The 15,366-nt window shown below is 56.7% G+C and carries 29 protein-coding genes; 6 read left to right on the top strand and 23 right to left on the bottom strand.

From position 1 onward, the window contains the following. Positions 1-8 precede the first annotated feature (8 nt). Positions 9-854, bottom strand: a complete 846-nt coding sequence (locus TU75_RS22735; RefSeq protein WP_060550210.1) for a DNA adenine methylase — start codon at positions 852-854, stop codon at positions 9-11. A gap of 94 nt (positions 855-948) precedes the next feature. On the opposite strand from TU75_RS22735, the gene TU75_RS22730 reads away from it, so the two are divergent. Together TU75_RS22730 and TU75_RS22725 are read left to right on the top strand one after the other, a co-directional pair. Next, a complete protein-coding gene (locus tag TU75_RS22730) occupies positions 949-1,134 on the top strand; it encodes a hypothetical protein (protein WP_060550209.1) in 186 nt (61 codons plus the stop codon). 24 nt (positions 1,135-1,158) lie between these two features. Beyond that, positions 1,159-1,674, top strand: coding sequence for a hypothetical protein (locus TU75_RS22725; RefSeq protein ID WP_060550208.1), 516 nt, complete (start codon positions 1,159-1,161; stop codon positions 1,672-1,674). Positions 1,675-1,728: 54 nt separating this feature from the next. Here TU75_RS22725 and yejK read toward each other — a convergent pair whose 3' ends face one another. Beyond that, positions 1,729-2,736 (bottom strand): nucleoid-associated protein YejK, encoded by a 1,008-nt coding sequence (yejK, locus tag TU75_RS22720; protein WP_060550207.1) that lies wholly within the window; start codon positions 2,734-2,736, stop codon positions 1,729-1,731. Positions 2,737-2,846: 110 nt separating this feature from the next. Between yejK and TU75_RS22715 the strand changes: the two genes are divergently transcribed. Then, positions 2,847-3,116, top strand: coding sequence for a hypothetical protein (locus TU75_RS22715; protein WP_060550206.1), 270 nt, complete (start codon positions 2,847-2,849; stop codon positions 3,114-3,116). A 39-nt stretch (positions 3,117-3,155) separates the two neighbouring features. Here TU75_RS22715 and TU75_RS22710 read toward each other — a convergent pair whose 3' ends face one another. The 14 genes from TU75_RS22710 to TU75_RS27815 form a co-directional block, all read right to left on the bottom strand. Next, positions 3,156-3,656, bottom strand: coding sequence for a hypothetical protein (locus TU75_RS22710; protein WP_060550205.1), 501 nt, complete (start codon positions 3,654-3,656; stop codon positions 3,156-3,158). Further along, a complete protein-coding gene (locus tag TU75_RS22705; RefSeq protein WP_060550204.1) occupies positions 3,644-4,114 on the bottom strand; it encodes a hypothetical protein in 471 nt (156 codons plus the stop codon). Before TU75_RS22705 ends, TU75_RS22710 begins: the two co-directional genes overlap by 13 nt. A gap of 82 nt (positions 4,115-4,196) precedes the next feature. Beyond that, positions 4,197-4,352, bottom strand: coding sequence for a hypothetical protein (locus TU75_RS28375; RefSeq protein ID WP_331716356.1), 156 nt, complete (start codon positions 4,350-4,352; stop codon positions 4,197-4,199). A gap of 7 nt (positions 4,353-4,359) precedes the next feature. Further along, positions 4,360-4,923 (bottom strand): siphovirus Gp157 family protein, encoded by a 564-nt coding sequence (locus tag TU75_RS22695; RefSeq protein WP_060550203.1) that lies wholly within the window; start codon positions 4,921-4,923, stop codon positions 4,360-4,362. After that, positions 4,920-5,663, bottom strand: coding sequence for a hypothetical protein (locus TU75_RS22690; protein WP_060550202.1), 744 nt, complete (start codon positions 5,661-5,663; stop codon positions 4,920-4,922). Before TU75_RS22690 ends, TU75_RS22695 begins: the two co-directional genes overlap by 4 nt. Beyond that, the gene (locus tag TU75_RS22685; RefSeq protein ID WP_060550201.1) at positions 5,663-6,757 is read right to left on the bottom strand and encodes a hypothetical protein; all 1,095 of its coding nucleotides are present in this window, start codon (positions 6,755-6,757) and stop codon (positions 5,663-5,665) included. Before TU75_RS22685 ends, TU75_RS22690 begins: the two co-directional genes overlap by 1 nt. 147 nt (positions 6,758-6,904) lie before the next feature. Then, complete coding sequence (locus TU75_RS22680) at positions 6,905-7,159, bottom strand: hypothetical protein (protein ID WP_060550200.1); 255 nt, start codon at positions 7,157-7,159, stop codon at positions 6,905-6,907. Then, positions 7,156-7,305 carry a hypothetical protein gene (locus TU75_RS27490; protein ID WP_156422792.1) on the bottom strand — a complete coding sequence of 50 codons (150 nt, stop codon included), beginning with the start codon at positions 7,303-7,305 and terminating at the stop codon, positions 7,156-7,158. Before TU75_RS27490 ends, TU75_RS22680 begins: the two co-directional genes overlap by 4 nt. Further along, positions 7,302-7,493: a hypothetical protein gene (locus TU75_RS22675; RefSeq protein WP_060550199.1), complete on the bottom strand. Its 192-nt coding sequence runs from the start codon at positions 7,491-7,493 to the stop codon at positions 7,302-7,304. Before TU75_RS22675 ends, TU75_RS27490 begins: the two co-directional genes overlap by 4 nt. Further along, positions 7,490-7,921, bottom strand: coding sequence for a hypothetical protein (locus tag TU75_RS22670; protein ID WP_060550198.1), 432 nt, complete (start codon positions 7,919-7,921; stop codon positions 7,490-7,492). The genes TU75_RS22675 and TU75_RS22670 overlap by 4 nt, the downstream gene beginning before the upstream one ends. 19 nt (positions 7,922-7,940) lie before the next feature. Beyond that, entirely contained in the window at positions 7,941-8,366 is a 426-nt protein-coding gene (locus TU75_RS22665) for a hypothetical protein (RefSeq protein WP_060550197.1), read from the bottom strand. 21 nt (positions 8,367-8,387) lie between these two features. After that, positions 8,388-8,699 (bottom strand): hypothetical protein, encoded by a 312-nt coding sequence (locus TU75_RS22660; RefSeq protein WP_060550196.1) that lies wholly within the window; start codon positions 8,697-8,699, stop codon positions 8,388-8,390. 535 nt (positions 8,700-9,234) lie between these two features. Further along, positions 9,235-9,369, bottom strand: a complete 135-nt coding sequence (locus TU75_RS28350) for a hypothetical protein (protein ID WP_256097820.1) — start codon at positions 9,367-9,369, stop codon at positions 9,235-9,237. A 54-nt stretch (positions 9,370-9,423) separates the two neighbouring features. Further along, positions 9,424-9,594: a hypothetical protein gene (locus tag TU75_RS27815; protein ID WP_169794364.1), complete on the bottom strand. Its 171-nt coding sequence runs from the start codon at positions 9,592-9,594 to the stop codon at positions 9,424-9,426. A gap of 145 nt (positions 9,595-9,739) precedes the next feature. On the opposite strand from TU75_RS27815, the gene TU75_RS22655 reads away from it, so the two are divergent. Continuing rightward, positions 9,740-10,345, top strand: coding sequence for a hypothetical protein (locus TU75_RS22655; protein WP_060550195.1), 606 nt, complete (start codon positions 9,740-9,742; stop codon positions 10,343-10,345). 82 nt (positions 10,346-10,427) lie between these two features. Here TU75_RS22655 and TU75_RS28190 read toward each other — a convergent pair whose 3' ends face one another. The 7 genes from TU75_RS28190 to TU75_RS22620 form a co-directional block, all read right to left on the bottom strand. Continuing rightward, a complete protein-coding gene (locus TU75_RS28190; RefSeq protein ID WP_141719202.1) occupies positions 10,428-10,748 on the bottom strand; it encodes a hypothetical protein in 321 nt (106 codons plus the stop codon). Between the two features lie 66 nt (positions 10,749-10,814). Next, positions 10,815-11,414 carry a superinfection immunity protein gene (locus TU75_RS28185; protein WP_231981971.1) on the bottom strand — a complete coding sequence of 200 codons (600 nt, stop codon included), beginning with the start codon at positions 11,412-11,414 and terminating at the stop codon, positions 10,815-10,817. Positions 11,415-11,567: 153 nt separating this feature from the next. Then, a complete protein-coding gene (locus TU75_RS22640; RefSeq protein WP_060550194.1) occupies positions 11,568-11,912 on the bottom strand; it encodes a hypothetical protein in 345 nt (114 codons plus the stop codon). Positions 11,913-12,013: 101 nt separating this feature from the next. Further along, positions 12,014-12,955 carry a hypothetical protein gene (locus TU75_RS22635; protein ID WP_060550193.1) on the bottom strand — a complete coding sequence of 314 codons (942 nt, stop codon included), beginning with the start codon at positions 12,953-12,955 and terminating at the stop codon, positions 12,014-12,016. A 168-nt stretch (positions 12,956-13,123) separates the two neighbouring features. Continuing rightward, positions 13,124-13,342 (bottom strand): hypothetical protein, encoded by a 219-nt coding sequence (locus TU75_RS22630; protein WP_060550192.1) that lies wholly within the window; start codon positions 13,340-13,342, stop codon positions 13,124-13,126. A gap of 5 nt (positions 13,343-13,347) precedes the next feature. Then, positions 13,348-13,584: a hypothetical protein gene (locus tag TU75_RS22625; protein ID WP_060550191.1), complete on the bottom strand. Its 237-nt coding sequence runs from the start codon at positions 13,582-13,584 to the stop codon at positions 13,348-13,350. A 16-nt stretch (positions 13,585-13,600) separates the two neighbouring features. Then, positions 13,601-14,536 (bottom strand): XRE family transcriptional regulator, encoded by a 936-nt coding sequence (locus tag TU75_RS22620; protein ID WP_231981969.1) that lies wholly within the window; start codon positions 14,534-14,536, stop codon positions 13,601-13,603. Here TU75_RS22620 and TU75_RS22615 point away from each other — a divergent pair. Continuing rightward, positions 14,430-14,651, top strand: coding sequence for a transcriptional regulator (locus tag TU75_RS22615; RefSeq protein WP_021491160.1), 222 nt, complete (start codon positions 14,430-14,432; stop codon positions 14,649-14,651). The genes TU75_RS22620 and TU75_RS22615 overlap by 107 nt on opposite strands. A gap of 54 nt (positions 14,652-14,705) precedes the next feature. Further along, positions 14,706-15,323, top strand: a complete 618-nt coding sequence (locus TU75_RS22610; protein WP_060550189.1) for a hypothetical protein — start codon at positions 14,706-14,708, stop codon at positions 15,321-15,323. Positions 15,324-15,366: the final 43 nt, after the last annotated feature.

The following is a 15,366-nucleotide window of genomic DNA, read 5'->3' as shown; positions in this document are numbered from 1 at the left end:
CTGTTATTTCAGCTTAGATCCAGGCCTATCTGGCTTACGCGATCGACACAGGCAGGGTTCAGCCAGATGCATTCGGTTCGGCTTGCTGTTCCGCGCGCGGCGCTGATGCGAGCGGATGTGCTGTAACTGGCCCAGCCTGGCAGCAGCTCCGCGTAGAGGTCGCTGGGGTATCCAGAAAGAACGACCATTCCTTCTAGCTCGAGCAGGATGGCGAGAAGTTCGCGGTGGGCGCTGTCGTCCATCTCATGCTTGTAGTAGCGCCCGCTGGATGCGCCCTTGTACCTGGTGTCGTGCACGTAGGGTGGATCGACGTAGTGCAGTGTTTGCGGTCCGTCGTGCGCTTTGATGACCTCGATCGCCGGACGGTTTTCGATCAGCACGCCGGTCAGACGCTGGCCAACCTCGGCGAGCTGTTCGGGATAGGTTGCCCAAAGAGATTGGGCGGTGCCGTACTGGCGCTTCGTATCTATGCGGAAGCCGGTGACGCCCTTGGTGGCGCCGGCGGAACCGAACCCCATTTGCGCCCTGATGATTGTTCGCCTCGCACGCTCGATCGGCTCGGCGCTCGGTTCCCAGGAAAGTTCGAACTCTTCGCGGGAGTAGGGCGTGAATACCAGGCGCTCGACCAGTCCTGATCGTGAGTCCTGGTCCTGCAAAACCCGGAACAGGTTCACGATGTCTCCGTCCAAGTCGTTGTAAACCTCTGCATATGACCGTGGCTTTTGCATAAGCACGCCCGCGGCGCCGCCGAACGACTCGACATAACAGGTGTGCGGTGGGAAGTGTTGTAGCACCCAAGGCGCAAGCCGGAACTTCGCGCCGTGGTACCGGATGACCGGGGAGGTTATGGTCATATTGAATTCCAAGCGTGCGCCTGCCTCGCCGGCTGGCGTGATTCGTAAATTGGGTTGATGATTTGCACTCAGCAAAAACCTGACGGTGACTGCGATGAGCACGAAAACCGATGTGGAAGCGATACGCCTGATCGGCGCTGAGGTTGTCCGCCTGCTGAGCCTTGCTGATGAAGAGCTCGAAGCTGAGGTGCGCCCAGGCCTTAAGCTGATCGCTGACCTGGCGAAGTGGCGCGACCTGGCCGGCCTGCCTGCTACTGACCCTGCTGGCGCAGTTCGCTGATATGGGGTATTACGGGTGACCGGCATGGAGCCGAAAAAGGGGTTCATCTTGAAAAAAACGCTTTTGTTTCTTGCCGCTGCAGTTTTCGCCTCTTCAGCCTTTGCGGAAATTATTGAACCGACACCGGCAAAAGCATGCTCATTGCTTGCTGATGTAGGACTGAAGGGCCGCAAATGGGTGGACGATTACGGAGATGGTTCTTCTGGCTGTGCAAGTGACTATAAGGAAATCGGTTCGGCGACAGGCCTGGCAAATAACCTGGCTTTCTATGTCACCGGGGTTAGCCAGTACGTGATGGAGATGAAGCTGGTGCTCAACTATAACCAGCCGTCTCAGTCCGGGCCCGCAACGAAAGCCCTACTTGCAGCCGCCAGTAAATTGTCTCAGCGAGCGCTTGGAGCTCCATTGCCCGAGCCTGTCATAGCCCTAATAAAGCGGGGAGAGCATGGCTCTGCGAAGGTGGGCAAGGGTGTAGTCGACGTGATTCGTGAAGACTGGCCAACCGGTAAAGGCTACGAAGTACAAGTAATGATGCGCTGACCGTATTTCTCTAACGGGCGCCGACTCCACGAGAGCGCGGCGCTAAGTGTGGTTTCAGGACGAGGCACGCTTGAGCTGTTCGGTAAGTTGAGTTGGAAGCCCGCGCAGCGTCAGCGTGCCGCCGGCTTCGTCGAACTCGATCTTGTCGCCCAGTAGGTGCGCTTCGAAGCTAATCGACAGGCCCTCGGCCCGGCCGGTGAATCGCCGGAATTTGTTGAGGGTCTTCTTGTCCGGTGGCAGGGCATCAGACAGGCCGTAGTCCTTGGTCTTGATGAAGTCGTAGAAGTGCTTCGGGCGGTCCTCGTCGATCAACTCCGACAGCTCGCCAAGGGTGATCGGCTCGCCCAGCTTGGCCTGGGCCATGGAGTAGCTCACAAGCGTGTGTGTCTTCTCGCGCGCCGACTCTTCCGGCAGATCCTCGCTTTCAACAAAATCGCTGAACGCCTTGAGCAAGGTCCGGGTTTCGCTTGGGCCGTCGATCCCTTCCTGGCAGCCGATGAAATCGCGGAAATAGTCGTTGAGTTTGCGGCCCTGCTTACCCTTCAGGTACGAGATGTACTGCTTCGACTGCTTGTTGTTCTGCCATTCGCTGATGTTGATGCGTACAGCCAGGCAGATATGGTCCAGGTCAAGGCGCTTCACCGTCATCAGTGCGAGCTCTTCGGTCATCGTCACCGCTTCGGTTTCCTGCACCAGGGCGATGACCAGGTAATCGGTCATACCTTGCTGGTAATGGCAGAAGAGCGCGTGCCCACCGGTGGAAAGGTTCGATTCTTCCATCAGCTTGGTCAGGTGTTCCACCGCGGTGGTGCTGAACTCCAAGAAGGTGGAGCCGCCTGCCAGGTATTCGCTGAGCCAGCCGCTCAGCGGATGGGCGCCCGACTCGGCGTGAAAGAACCCCCAGGCCTTGCCGGCGGTGGCGTTGTAGTTTTCGTTGAACTGCTGCATCAGATCATCACGGGCCTGGCTTTCAACCTGCTCAGTTGAGGCCAAATGCAGCACCGCCGGGTTGCCGTCGGGCTTCTTGTCGATTTTGTGGATTGCACTGTGGCGTACGGGCATTGTATTTACCTCAGATAGGCGCCGCCCTCCGTATCCGGTGGTGGCAATTTAGTTTGGGGTGGGGTATTACACGTCACCGGCATCGGGCCGGAATTTTTGTGAGAGCTTTTATGTCCATCGAGCCAACTCTGCGCACCAACTACGAGGACTACCTCAATCACGAGATAAGAATCGAAGTGTTCGGTCCAGTGAAGACAAATCGCCAAGACGCTAACTGCTCAATGACACACTATGTCGCCAAATTAGCGATTTTTGAGTCTGGCTCAGAGGTCAAGGGGACTCGTGAATTGCTTCAAGAGCAGTACACCGATATGAACAAGGCGGAAAGCGCCGCCCTTGCCAGAGGCCGTGAAATAGTTGACCGGGTAATGGCTCTTTAGCCAAACGCCGTTCCTGGATGCCGCGAGTTTTTGGGCTGATCAATCGTTCTCGCCGTCGTCATCGGCGTTCATTTGGAGCGATTCGGCGAAGCCTGCCTGCCTCAGTTTGCGCGCCACGTTTTCAGATACGTCGATTTTGTGGCGCTTAATTTCCAGCAGCGGAGCAGATTTTTTGGGGCCCAGCGAGTGGGCATGCGCTATGAGGCGTTGGATCGTGCGCGAGTGCTTTGCCTCCCCCAGGTCTGCGGTGAGACTGTCCAGCCTGTCGCGCATGCCCTGCCTGAAGTAGTGCCGGATGATCTCCGACGGGCCGGAAACTTTCGGCGACGCCGGCGGCAGTTCCTTGGGCTTTGCATTTAAAACCAGCAACTGGACGGCCTCGCTGATTTCCTTGAGCTTGTGCCAGTTCATCAACTCGCTGAGCATGGCCCGGGTGCCGCACTGAACTGTGTGCCGTATTTCCTGTTCGCCCAGTTCCTTACGCTTCTCTGCGAGCCTGGCCGTTCGTTCGTTCTGATCGGTGGGGGCTACGCGGCGCATGGCTCGACCTTCACCTGGTTCCAGGCGCCGACCGCTTCAAATATCCGCGCGGCGTGCGCCTCGTCCAACGATATCGCTTCAGGGATGGCGATCCAGCCCGAGGCTACCATCTGGCTCTGGTTGGCTTCGTCGCGGAGCTTCTTGTAGCAATGCTCGATCACGTCTTCCAGGTGATCGGAGAGGTAGTTGCCATCCGGAGCGACTTCCACCGACTTGCTGTAGCGGTCGCCGCGGGCGTCGATACACAGGGCGCTGAGGTAGATCGTCCATCGGTGAGGAATTCCGCAAACGGCCTGGCCTATCTTCCCGGGCGGGATGTTTTTCAGCGACTTGTAATTGACCATGCCCTGGCGGCCGCTCGGGTCGATGTTCACCACCGCGACGTGATTTGTGGCGAGGAGGGCGCGGCACGAGCGTTCAATGCGGGCCTTGAGGTTGTGCGGTTTGCGCTTGCTCATAGCGAATTCGCCATCAGCCGCAGCGCTTTGCGATCCGCAGCTGTGAGGCCCTTTGGCTTTCGCTTGAGGACCGTTTCAGGGTCTATTTTTCAGACCGCCGAGGCGGCTTCGGGTTGTCCGGCGGGCTCTTCAAGTGTTCTATGCGGCCCCCGGCCGCCAGGTGCTGAGCGACCTGCTCGGATATTGATTTGGCGTGCTGTTGCTGTTGCTCGAACATGCCCAGATGGATGCTGATCATGATGGCCTCACTTAATGCGGATCGAGCTTTCGCCTCGCTCAAGGTGCGCCCACTTCGGCTCCTCGAGCAGTTCGTGTTCTGCATCCTCCCCGGCGTCCATTCGCTTGCGCACAACCGCGTTGTGATCGCGGATCTCCTTTAGCTTGGCGGCGATGGCTTTTTTGTTTGGGGCGATGCTCGATGTTGCTGTCGTCAGTTCATCAGGCACTGCATCTTCGTTGTCGACGATTACCCGCTCGCTGCCCACCGCCAGGGTGATGGTGAATAGCGGCCGCTTGATCGACTTGATGTTGGCGGCTTCCATGTTGCGGCGCAGGAAATCGCTGACCTGGGAAATGACGTTGGATTTGATGCGCTTCAGCTCGGTGAGGCGCTCAATTTCCGTTTCGATGGCCGTTACATCGCTTTCAATGTTGCGGCGCAGCATGACGATGTTGTCGGCCTTGAGGTTGAAGTCGCCTTGAATCTCGTCCATGGCGTGCTGCAAGGCCTCCTTGAGGCCCTCATCATCTGTGTCGGACATGGCTTGCAGCTCAGCGAGCTGGCCGGTGAGCTTGTATAAATTGGTCATGCTGCTTCCTCATCGGGCTTTTCGAGTTGCGCCTTTCGATCTTCGAAAGCCTTCGTAATACGTTTGATAAAAGCCGCTTCGTTCCGGCGTGTTGCTTCGCGGAGATACTTCACGTTGACCAGATTCAATTCGTGAAGTGATACGGCTTTGCCTATGGTTTCGACGGCCGATGCGAGCCAGTCCACGCGTTCCTGCTTCTGGCGCAGCTGCTCAGCGTCCTTGTCTTCCGCTTTTTCGAGTGCGAACACCTCGGTGATGGTGTCGACGTAGCTGGGGTCATCGAACATGCCCAGGTAAATGTCAGCCGCGAAGCCCAATGCTTGCAGGCACTTACCGATGCCGTCGGTGAGGGACTTTTTAGCGGTGTCCCAGTCAGTCAGGATTTTCCCCTGCTGCAGGTATACGAAAGGCGTGTGGCCGTATTGCTGGATGGTGCATTTCTGGCCGTCTTTGCCCGTGTACCAGAGCTCAACCTTTACGGTGTGCACCTTCGCGCAGATCATCGGCGCGCCGGGCCACTCTTTCGTGGGGGCCTGGAGCGGGGCGCCTTCGTCGAAGCGATCTTCAAGAACAGTCCAGCCCCAGCCTTCACCGCAGGGCCCGAACAGCTCTGTGGCTCGGTGCATCAGGTACGTGGGCCTGATAGCGGTGCCCTTAAACCCGCCTGCGCCGGTAAATTTCTTGGTCACTTCGGGGTCAGTAGTTTCGACCTGATCCCAAATTCTGGTGTTGTCGGTCATCACTTGGTTCTCCAATCTTCGGAGCGCTTAACCAGGTCTTTGAAGGACACGGCCGGCAGCCTACTCATGTATTTTTTGTTGTCGCGGTACCACTCTTCGAGAGCCTCCCGTGGGGTCTGGATCGCCACAATGTGGGTGATCTGCTCGCGATAGGATGTTGAGTTGGCAACTTGCGAGTGGAAGGCGCTGCGAACGACCACGGTGTTGGTCATCCCTTTTTTCACCAGGGCCGTGAGCTCTTCCTGAGACTTCACGGCAATCGCGCCGGGGTGCTTCTTCTGGAAGAGCCGGTAGCACGCCTCCTTGACCAGTTCGGTGCTGCCGTACTCGACGTACTCAACATCCGGCACGCCCTGTTCAATCTTTTCTGCCACCTCGTCGAGCCGGCCGGTGTCGATCCAGGCATTTTTCGAAACCTGTTTCAGGTCCCATCCGCAGACCGTCTGCCGGTCCCGCTCAAGCTTCAAATGCTCAGGCAAAATGTCGTAGCCGTAGGTCAGCTCGGTGTCACACACGTAGAGCGAGCCTACGTACAGTTTCCCCGGACGCGATGGCAGGATGTGGCCGTATTTGCTGCCGATCACGTCGCTCATCGCAGGCTGCATCCGCAGGCACATGCCGCGGATCTGCTCCTCATGTTCTGAGGTGATACCGGAAATGATGAACTCAACGCCCTGATTCGGCCGGTGCGCCGGCGTCTCGTTGATGCAAAGCACCTCGGCATCGAATTGGTCGCTGTGCCGGAACTCGGGAACCCACTGCTTGTTGCCGTTGAGGACTGTTACGCCGAAGCCGTTGCGGGTCAGCACCAACATGGCGATTTTGTAGCCCTCGCCAAAACTGCCAATCGCGTCGTCGCGGTCGGACTTGGAAGTGCTGCCCAGCACCAGGGTGCTGGCCTCCAACCGCGCGAATCGGCTGGTGATGAACAACTGGCCTTGTGCAAAGGCATATTCAAACGGGGATTCACTGTCCAGGGCGTTCTGGATCAGCTCGCGCACCGCCTCTTTCAGGCCCCAGTGGCGCACGTAATCCCGCGAAAGCGGAAGTTCATAGGATTTGGAACGGATGCGGTCTGCGATTGCTGCGAGCATGACTATCTCCCGCGCCATCCTTGCGGTGGGCGCTGTGCGAAATGATTTATTGAGTGATCAGGCCGCCGATGGCGGGGCCCAGGAAAACGACCGTGATGAAGGTCAGGCCAACGATGGCCGAGGTGATGCGGATTGCTTGGCGGGGCGTCATGGTATGCACCGCTCGCTACCACCGCAGTAGCTGTATTCGGGGTTGAACTCACGCGCATCGCAGTCGAACACGTAGTCATTCCCGCACGATCTGCACTCTGCTTTCCAAGCGTTGCCGATTCGCTGCAAACCATCGGGCTCCCGCCCCTGGGCGGCCTCGTTACGATAGTTGAGCTCGATGCGATTGTTGCGTTTGCTTTGCGCTGCACGAATGCGCGCGGTGTCTGTTGCGTCGAACCTGTTGAGCTTCATGCCTTCACCTCATATGCGACAGTCCACTCATTGCAGATGCACGCTCGGCGACTCCAGGCGTGGACGTTTTCGATACCAGCGTCGTATGCAAGCGATAGGGCGCCGAGCCAGGATTTGTGGGTAAAGGCCAGGGTCATGGTTTTCATGCAGTCTCCTTGCGCCGCTGGCTGATCCTGAGCAGGCGCTTGCAGTAGTGGTTGAACTCTTCGACGGAAATGTTTTCGCCTTCCATCATCCTGGTGATCATCGCCAGGACGGCGCGCTGGGCGCCTTGCTCGCTGCTGGGATGCTCCAAGGCTTCGAGAGCCTCGTCGATCAGGATGTGGGGGCTCAAAAGCCGACCCTCCGCTCCAGCTCGTCCTGCTCTTCCTGCAGCTGGACAGCTATCGCTGCGTGAGGCTCAAGCAGGTCAACCGAAATCTGCTTGAGGGCCGTTTTAGACCCCAGCAGGTAAATCGCCAGGTCCAGCATCAGGCCGGCGCTGCCGAATCCCATAGCGTGGATCACCAGCTGGCCCAGTGCGTCGATCTTGTCCGCACCGTCAATCTGGCGCTGGTTGACGTGGTCCTGTACCGCTTTGGCGAACATGGCCTGGGTCACTTCGCCCTTGTCGGACTTGCTGAACCCCCATTCCACCCGATAGCCCAGCATCAGGCGCTCGGCGTTCGCGTCGATCCACTCGACTTCCGCCAGGTCGTCTTCGCTCACCGGAGGCGGCAGTAATTCGTCGTGCAGAAACTGAGTCTTGCGTAATGCAGACATGGTCGCCTCCAGGGTGGCGTTAGTCGGTGTAAGCGATGTACTTGAATTTCCCTTTCCCGAAGTGCTCGAAGCGACCACCGAAGGTGCCAATCACCAGCTTTTGCACTTCTTCCCGGGGGGTACCTTCGGGATAAACGCCCTCGCAGATCTGCGATGAATTGGTGTGTGATTTGATCCGGTAGTCGATTTTTGTCGGGTCAAGTGGCCTTGGCTCCCAGCTCCGATAGTTGCCGGTGGTCTTATCCACGTTGACGATGAAGTCATTGATAATCTCGTCGTCCGCCTCATCCCATTCGCATGCATCACAGAAGTGACGCGGCGCCGTACAGGCGGAGCAGGGCGGGCTGATATGGCAGCTGCAGTTTTCTGCTTTGCGCATTTGGATGACGCCTTTGCAGCCGTTGCGGCGGCAGGTATCGCCTTCGCAATATCCGAAATCGCTCATCACGACCTCCAGTGTTTGGGGTTAGGCGGTAACGATTGCCGCCAAATGCGCCCGGCAGTCCCGGACGCGGTCTGCGGCTGTTTGAAGCTCTGCACCAAGAGCCTTGAGGGCGCCCAGGTGAATCATTTCCCGGCCGCGGATCAGCGTTCCCTGATAAGTGCGGCTGTCGCAGCTCGATACCGCCACAGTCACGCCGTTGACGGTGACCGAATAGCCTTGCTGCCCGGCGTGACCGCGAACGGTTGAAAGTCGTTCGGACGCGATCTGATGGGATTTTTCGGCAGACTCCAGAGCCTTTACCGCCTCCGTGATCGCCTCCGTGTATTTGCTCATGACTTTCTCCAGTGGTGGATTCAGCTTTATTCGTCAACACTCTTGCCTCCCGCTGTTTGCCGATGGGCGCGGGGGAGGAGTGCTGACGGGTAGAGATGGGGAAGGGGGCAGATGACCGGAGCTGATCCCGGCATGACTATTAGCGGCCTTAGTGACACCGGAGTTTCACCGGGGCGAAGGTTTCAGCCGCTTATTCTTGGACTCGCCGTGGCCATCTGGGCGCTTACTCACTCTACCGGCCACGATTCCCGCGATCCCTCAGGTCTTACACTTGCCCATCAGCCTGGGCATTCATCTGCTTGTTGCGGTGATGCAGGTGGGCGGTTATAGGCCGCAGTTTCGTCCGCATCGGGGTGTGATTTGGTAGGGATTCGAACCCAAAAGAATTACGTCGATTTCGGCAGCGCTACCTAGTCGACACCACCCCGCACGCAGGGCGCCCCTGTTCCACCGAGGCAAACTCCAAATCACACCCCGATGCGCTCTCTTAGAGAGGATCGGGCAGTTAACGACAGGCTGTCGTGGCGCTGGTTGTTCAGTCATCAAGGCTTTCGATGTAGCACTCGATATCGTCGTACAACTCTTCAAGCGCCTCCTTTGTCTCTGGTCGGCTGCGTGATGTGTCGGAGTAAAATTCGCGAACGGCTTTTTTTAGTTCATTGATTGTCATGATCTGTCCCTTAGTCGATTCAGATGTTGGCTGCTTAAGCGTGGTGGAGCCCTGTCACAGGCAAAGAAGATTTGCTTTGATCTGGCAAAGAAATTCCAACGATGCCTCGTCACCAGACTTAGCGGCGGCGCCTTGCATCTTGGTGATCGCCTCCAGGTCAGAGCAGTTGTAGGCAGCTTGCACCTGGGCAATGGCTTGCACTGCGGATTCAAGAGTCAGGTTCATTTCACGTCCTCCGTTGATTTCCAATGCCGCCTCATAGAAGCGGCATCAGTAAATCTGTGGGTTTTTCGACATTGGAATTACTCACCTGGCGCTCAGTGCCAGCTAATTGCTACTCTGCCCGCATGGTCAGGGATCGGGGTTCCACATGGATGGCGATAAGATCGAGCGATTGAAGCTCATAAGAAAATCCGGCGAGGGCGAGACTGCGCCGCACATGTCTCGGGATGCATTCAGCAAAGAGTCTGAGCAATATTTTTCTGATCGCGCTGCCAGCAAGCGTAAGGAGATCGAAGAAGATGTAGTCCGGTCTCTGGCATATAAGGCTGACTATGATCTTGATGACCTAACCAGAGAACTTCGATTGGAATTTGCGCGACTCAACAAAATTATCGAGCTTCGAGAAGTCGCAAAGCAAAAGGGCACTAAGCAGAGTCGCAAGGCCGCTCAATCGGCGATCAAAGAGGCAAAAAAAGCCAGCAAGACAGCTAAAAAAGAAAAGTCTGTTTCACCACCAAAGCGAACGAAGCCTTCTATCAAGGAGCCCGAATCGAAATGGGTCAGAAAGGTCTGTTGGCGATGTCAAAGCAAGTTTTCAATTCATATCGAATGGCAAAAACCGCCTACTCTCTGCCCCGTGTGCACCAAAGACATAGACGAAACTCATCTAAGTTCCGCTCCGCATCGATCCATGCCTAAAGGATGGGTTCAGATTGTTAGCGGGGGAGCGCCGGGCATGGGTAAGCGTCGATAGCAGCTTTTCAGTTGGCTTCCGAAAGCGCCCGATTCAGGCGCTGACGTGAAATCTTCTGCTGGTCGGCTTCCCGCTACTGGCGTCAGTCGCCGACCTGATTCGATTGTTCTTCCAGCCGCGGGCCTTTCGGCTTGTTCTCCCGCTGGATAACTGTTCTTGGCGCTTTACGCTGCACGCCCGGGTCAGTTGCCAACCCTCTGAACCGTTTAGGCCGGTTCATCGCTGCCTTTGAATCTGGGCCGGTGGTGATCCGGCAAGGGGTGAAACCAAAGAGCGGCGGGCGGAGGCCCTTCGCAGTGGCTGTGTGTCGCTGCGATGGGTTAAATCTACAACCATAAGTTACAGCTTGCAAGCTTTTTGGTTGTAGATTTTTCGATTTAAAGTTGTCGATGGGGTTTGTCATGGTTGTAGGTCCGAATCGCAGGCATGAAAAAGCCCGCACTGGGCGGGCTCTGGTGACTCTCGGCTGTCAGTCGGTAATGGGGGGATACTTGCCGCTCACCGCGTCCCTATAAACGATCTCGCTGAATAGCCTGGGCCCGTCGCGCATCGTGGCCAGGGCTTGCTTGGCTTCTTCTTTCGTTTCGAATGGGCCGGCACCTACGGCCAGGCCGATCATCGAAACAGCCGGAAGCCCGGCGCCGTGAATGGCTTCTATTGTCCGCAGCTGCTCTTCTTCGTCACGACAGGCAGTTGATGCGACCCATCCATTTTTAAGGCGCGGGGCGGCTACTGGCTCGACATCGGTGCCGCAGTGCTTGCATTTGATCGCCGCACATTTGATCGTCTCGGCACAGTAAGGGCAGGAGCGATCACCGGATACGGTAAGGCCTGGCGCACATTTTTCTGCAGGTTTCTCCGTGTTTGCTGAGGATGCCCACACCAAGGCTGCAACCCAGCCCAGGAATGTCCACCCCAAGAGCAGGTTCACCAGAAAGATCGAGGTGAAGTTGACGTGCTTGCGATTCGAAGCAACGAACGTAGGCAGGAAATAGATGACAAAGGCAGCCACAAGAAGAACAAAGCCAGCCCAAGGGCTCCCACTATCCATATCGTAAACCTGATCCATTGAATTGATCGCGCACTTTACCATTCGTGGCGTACAGCCACCATTGGCAGGTAGGGAAGGGCAGATACAGGAAGGCCCGCGCTGGGCCGGGCTCGATGATGGCTGCTTATGCTGCTACCGCCAAGGTAACAGCTCTCACAAGCACCAGGATCTTCACATGGCGGCCTTCAGAAGGACTTTGCATTCGGCGTCGTATTTTTCACGCAGCTTGGCAGTGCTAGCTGGCGTCATCCGCCCTGGTGTCTCTTTGTGCAATTCCACCATTTTTTGCGCAACTTCTTCCTGAGCCTCCGGGGTATAGCCAGCATGCACCAATAGTACATAGGAGGCTCTTGAGGACTGACTGCGGCTTATGTCTGGCTGGTCACCAGCTACTGAAAGCACTTCGTAGTAGGCCGCGCAGTGGAGGTCTCTCTCTTTTTGGGTTTCGGCTTGGGCGGTGAAGGAAATGCAGGTGAAGAGGGCGCAGAAGGCCAGTGGCATCGAGGATAGGTGCATGAAAACGAGTCCGTTCGAGAGGGGCGAAGATTTTATCAGTTCAGATGCCAGATACAAGAAGCCTGGCGCAGGGCCGGGCTTTTGGGTGATTCAACAAAATTCTAGTCTTCGATCATTCTTTGAATCGTAATAGATACTGGCTCCATCTTTTTTGTTTTAGCAGACATGCGGAATTTTACTATAACGTCAGCGCGGACTTTAAATTTTCCAGCCAGGCTCTGAGGGTCAACCCCGTCTTCCAAAACCAGCTTAACTCTTCGATCCACAAGGCCGCGAATTATGGCGGCCCAACCCTTGCTCGAAGAGTCCAGGTCAGTCGCCCGAATTTCTACGTCTGCGTCGGGGTGAGGCTCATCGATCTCAAATGGCTCAAAATCAATGGCGTCTGGTGTTTGTTCAACAGTTTCGACCGGGATAGAAAGGCTGTCTTCCTGACCCATCACGACCGTAGCGCCTTCCTCTTTTTTGGCGGGCGCAATAATTTTCACCGCCGCCTGAGCGAGCTTCTTCTTGTCGGTGGAACCGACTTTCTCGATGACTTCCGCGAATTTTTCAGGCGACATGGAATACGATTCCGCGCCTATAACGACGAAAGTGCTGTCGGTGATATTTAGGGATACAGGGGAGGGGGATGGAGGCGCTTTGTTGATGATAGCCCAGCCAGCACCAGCAGCGACTAGTGCGCCAACTACACATGTCACGGCTACCGCGCCTTTCAAGACCGGGCTTCCGTTGCCGGGTAAATTTCTGTACACATTCTTTCCGCCCTCACGAACCCTGTCCAAGAACTTGTCCATCTCTTCCTTGTTCTTGAAGACCAGCTTGATAAGCGTGTCCTCAATAAACGATCCGTGCTGGAAACCCTCAATCAGCAATTCTGCTGACATCACACCCGCACCGGTTAGCTCTGAAAGCGCCTCAGGAAGAAAGTAAACCGATACCTTTTCTAGGGCAGAAAGTGAGTCTATTACATCCTTTACCGCTAGCGGCTGCTTGTTCGTATATTTTACAGAATGCTCGACTAGAAGCACAAAATCAGACATGACGATCCCTTCTCATTGTTTTCCATTGGCCGGAGTTGCCCATCATGGCTTTGTCCAGAGTTGTGCTTGTATCAAGCGAATGTCTAGTGCAATACAGCTATAGCTTCCCGCCACTCCAAGCCACGCGCCTACGAGGGCTTGCTTCGATTTATCTTCCGCGTCTTCACCTCATCCGCCCGCGCCGTAGAAGTGGTTCAGCGCAATCAGCTCAACCACAGCCACGATGGCGCAGAGCACAACGAAGCCAGGGCTGAAGACTCGCTTGCGATTAGATGAACCATCACCCAGCCAGAACGCGCCGGTGCAGCTGGTAAAGACGACCATGAATGCTAACCAAGCCCAGACCCAAATCTTGCTCCAAAAGCTCTGCTCTCGCCAAGCAATCATAGGCGTTATTCCGCTTCTCGTTTTATCCGACCAGCTTTCACCTCATCCGCATAACCCGCCAGCCGATCCTCGTCCGCATGAAACACGGTGCACATCTTCAGCACGGCCTGGGCGTCTGCCTCATTCCCTGCCAAGCTCAGCCGCTCCGCAATCCTCATCAGCTCTACGGCTGACCATTTTAGGTCGGAGGCGACGCCTTGCAGGTCGCGCTTGAGGTCTTGGTTTGGCTTGGTCAGGGACATAGCCGACTCCTTTTGGTTAGCGGGCGTACATACCCCACCAGAAAACGTGCCCCAGGATGCCGATCTGCTCATCCTGCATCTGCTGGAAGCTATAGTCCTCATCCGGGTGATCGTCGCGGTTGAAGCTCCGCAACCTAATTCCTGACGGGAGCCGGAAAACCTGCTTAACACGCATCTGGCCGTTGTGGTTGATGGCATATAGGTCTCCATCAATGATGTCGCCCAGGCTCGTTTTGCCCAAGTCGATGCCCACCGTTGCGCCATCGCGCAGCACTGGGGTCATGCTGTTGCCACGGACCGTCACGCACTTGGCGTTGCTGAACTGAACGCCGTTTTCGCGAAGGTTCTTCTTGCGGAAGCGAAGGCTTTCCCCTTCGTCCTCCTGGATCACGAACCGGCCCGATCCTGCAGCCAGTTCGACTTCTCGCAGAAACGGAACCTCAACCTCGTCATCGTCGAGCGGGGTTTTCTCGTCCCAACCATCAATGGGCTTCATGGAGCTGGCATTCGAGTCGGGTGCGTTTCTGCCTGCTTCACCGGGACCACCATCTATCAGATAGCCCATCGAAGTCCCAAGCGCCTCAGCCAGGTCGCCCAGCTTGCTGTTGCGCGGCGTAGAGACGCCAGCCTCCCACTTCTGGACAGCCTGAGGGCTCAGCCCCAAACGACGGGCCAACTCCGACTGGCTAAGGCCTGCCGCCTCTCTTTTTTGCGCGATGCGCTCACCGATATTTTTCATCGCCGAATCATACAAACAACGGTTGTAGATGTAATTGCGAATTTGAGTTGTAGATAAATACGTCCATGGGTTAACCTTAGGTTGTAGCTGTAACTTTGAGGTGCGTATGACGCAGACAGCAATCCAGAAGGCCGCGAAAGCTGCCGGCGGCCAATCCGCCTTAGCCCGGTCACTGAAGGTCACGCCACAAGCAGTGCAGAAGATGTGCGCCACCGGGCGCGTTCCTGCTGAGCGAGTGCTGGAGATCGAGAAATTAACCGGGGTTCATCGCTCTGAGCTGCGCCCAGACCTTTACCCGCCAAGGGTGAAAAGGCCGCAGGCAGCGTAAGCGACATCCCTGTCCGCCGTTCCATTGAAGCCAGATTAGAAGAGAGCTGTCCCCATGCAAACGTCCAGTTCCAGACACACCGTAGAAACCCGTGATCAGGTGCTGGTCGCCCATGCCCAAAACCAGATCGCCCGCACCAGCTTGAGCCAGGACGACTTCGCCCAAGCGCTGAGCCGCGAGATCTACCTGACCGTGCCTGCCGCGAAGATCAACGACGCGAAAGTCCCGGACTTCGTAGAGCTGGCACGCCTGAACGATGTGGGCGAGTTCATTAAGGCCACGGGTCGTTGGCTCAAGCGTGTTCAGCGCTGGCTGTCCGGCGATCAGGAAATGCCGTCCTGGCTTGAAGAGTCGTGGGTCAATGCCCTTGAACCTGAATACCGCGATCACTGCTTGAACGAGCTGGCGAGCCGCCACGGCTTGACCGGCGCCCGCCAGATGACCAGCGACCAATGCGCGAACAAAAGCTTCGGCGCACTGATCCGCGCCCTGGGCGATGTGATCGACACCGGCAGCGAAGTGTTTGACGACCAAGTGATGTGCGAGCAGGACCTGCCGCACTTGCCAGCTTTTGCCAAGCAGTGCCGTCAGGTTGAGGCGAAGGCGGGGGAGTTGCGCCGCAAGGCTGAGGCACTGATCAACGGTAAGCCTGCACTGAAATCCATCGCCTGAATTACAGACACAAAAAAGCCGACGTACGAGGTCGGCTTTTTCT

The organism is Pseudomonas poae (genome assembly GCF_001439785.1).
Taxonomy (GTDB): domain Bacteria; phylum Pseudomonadota; class Gammaproteobacteria; order Pseudomonadales; family Pseudomonadaceae; genus Aquipseudomonas; species Aquipseudomonas poae.
The sequence above is the reverse complement of the archived record's forward strand: the minus strand, read 5'-3'. Positions and strand labels throughout refer to the sequence as shown.

Coding starts and splice junctions, on each gene's coding strand:
- TU75_RS22735 (WP_060550210.1), bottom strand. CDS start 854: ATGACCATAACCTCCCCGGTCATCCGGTACCACGGCGCGAAGTTCCGG.
- TU75_RS22730 (WP_060550209.1), top strand. CDS start 949: ATGAGCACGAAAACCGATGTGGAAGCGATACGCCTGATCGGCGCTGAG.
- TU75_RS22725 (WP_060550208.1), top strand. CDS start 1,159: ATGGAGCCGAAAAAGGGGTTCATCTTGAAAAAAACGCTTTTGTTTCTT.
- yejK (WP_060550207.1), bottom strand. CDS start 2,736: ATGCCCGTACGCCACAGTGCAATCCACAAAATCGACAAGAAGCCCGAC.
- TU75_RS22715 (WP_060550206.1), top strand. CDS start 2,847: ATGTCCATCGAGCCAACTCTGCGCACCAACTACGAGGACTACCTCAAT.
- TU75_RS22710 (WP_060550205.1), bottom strand. CDS start 3,656: ATGCGCCGCGTAGCCCCCACCGATCAGAACGAACGAACGGCCAGGCTC.
- TU75_RS22705 (WP_060550204.1), bottom strand. CDS start 4,114: ATGAGCAAGCGCAAACCGCACAACCTCAAGGCCCGCATTGAACGCTCG.
- TU75_RS28375 (WP_331716356.1), bottom strand. CDS start 4,352: ATGATCAGCATCCATCTGGGCATGTTCGAGCAACAGCAACAGCACGCC.
- TU75_RS22695 (WP_060550203.1), bottom strand. CDS start 4,923: ATGACCAATTTATACAAGCTCACCGGCCAGCTCGCTGAGCTGCAAGCC.
- TU75_RS22690 (WP_060550202.1), bottom strand. CDS start 5,663: ATGACCGACAACACCAGAATTTGGGATCAGGTCGAAACTACTGACCCC.
- TU75_RS22685 (WP_060550201.1), bottom strand. CDS start 6,757: ATGCTCGCAGCAATCGCAGACCGCATCCGTTCCAAATCCTATGAACTT.
- TU75_RS22680 (WP_060550200.1), bottom strand. CDS start 7,159: ATGAAGCTCAACAGGTTCGACGCAACAGACACCGCGCGCATTCGTGCA.
- TU75_RS27490 (WP_156422792.1), bottom strand. CDS start 7,305: ATGAAAACCATGACCCTGGCCTTTACCCACAAATCCTGGCTCGGCGCC.
- TU75_RS22670 (WP_060550198.1), bottom strand. CDS start 7,921: ATGTCTGCATTACGCAAGACTCAGTTTCTGCACGACGAATTACTGCCG.
- TU75_RS22665 (WP_060550197.1), bottom strand. CDS start 8,366: ATGAGCGATTTCGGATATTGCGAAGGCGATACCTGCCGCCGCAACGGC.
- TU75_RS22660 (WP_060550196.1), bottom strand. CDS start 8,699: ATGAGCAAATACACGGAGGCGATCACGGAGGCGGTAAAGGCTCTGGAG.
- TU75_RS28350 (WP_256097820.1), bottom strand. CDS start 9,369: ATGACAATCAATGAACTAAAAAAAGCCGTTCGCGAATTTTACTCCGAC.
- TU75_RS27815 (WP_169794364.1), bottom strand. CDS start 9,594: ATGAACCTGACTCTTGAATCCGCAGTGCAAGCCATTGCCCAGGTGCAA.
- TU75_RS22655 (WP_060550195.1), top strand. CDS start 9,740: ATGGATGGCGATAAGATCGAGCGATTGAAGCTCATAAGAAAATCCGGC.
- TU75_RS28190 (WP_141719202.1), bottom strand. CDS start 10,748: ATGACAAACCCCATCGACAACTTTAAATCGAAAAATCTACAACCAAAA.
- TU75_RS28185 (WP_231981971.1), bottom strand. CDS start 11,414: ATGGATCAGGTTTACGATATGGATAGTGGGAGCCCTTGGGCTGGCTTT.
- TU75_RS22640 (WP_060550194.1), bottom strand. CDS start 11,912: ATGCACCTATCCTCGATGCCACTGGCCTTCTGCGCCCTCTTCACCTGC.
- TU75_RS22635 (WP_060550193.1), bottom strand. CDS start 12,955: ATGTCTGATTTTGTGCTTCTAGTCGAGCATTCTGTAAAATATACGAAC.
- TU75_RS22630 (WP_060550192.1), bottom strand. CDS start 13,342: ATGATTGCTTGGCGAGAGCAGAGCTTTTGGAGCAAGATTTGGGTCTGG.
- TU75_RS22625 (WP_060550191.1), bottom strand. CDS start 13,584: ATGTCCCTGACCAAGCCAAACCAAGACCTCAAGCGCGACCTGCAAGGC.
- TU75_RS22615 (WP_021491160.1), top strand. CDS start 14,430: ATGACGCAGACAGCAATCCAGAAGGCCGCGAAAGCTGCCGGCGGCCAA.
- TU75_RS22610 (WP_060550189.1), top strand. CDS start 14,706: ATGCAAACGTCCAGTTCCAGACACACCGTAGAAACCCGTGATCAGGTG.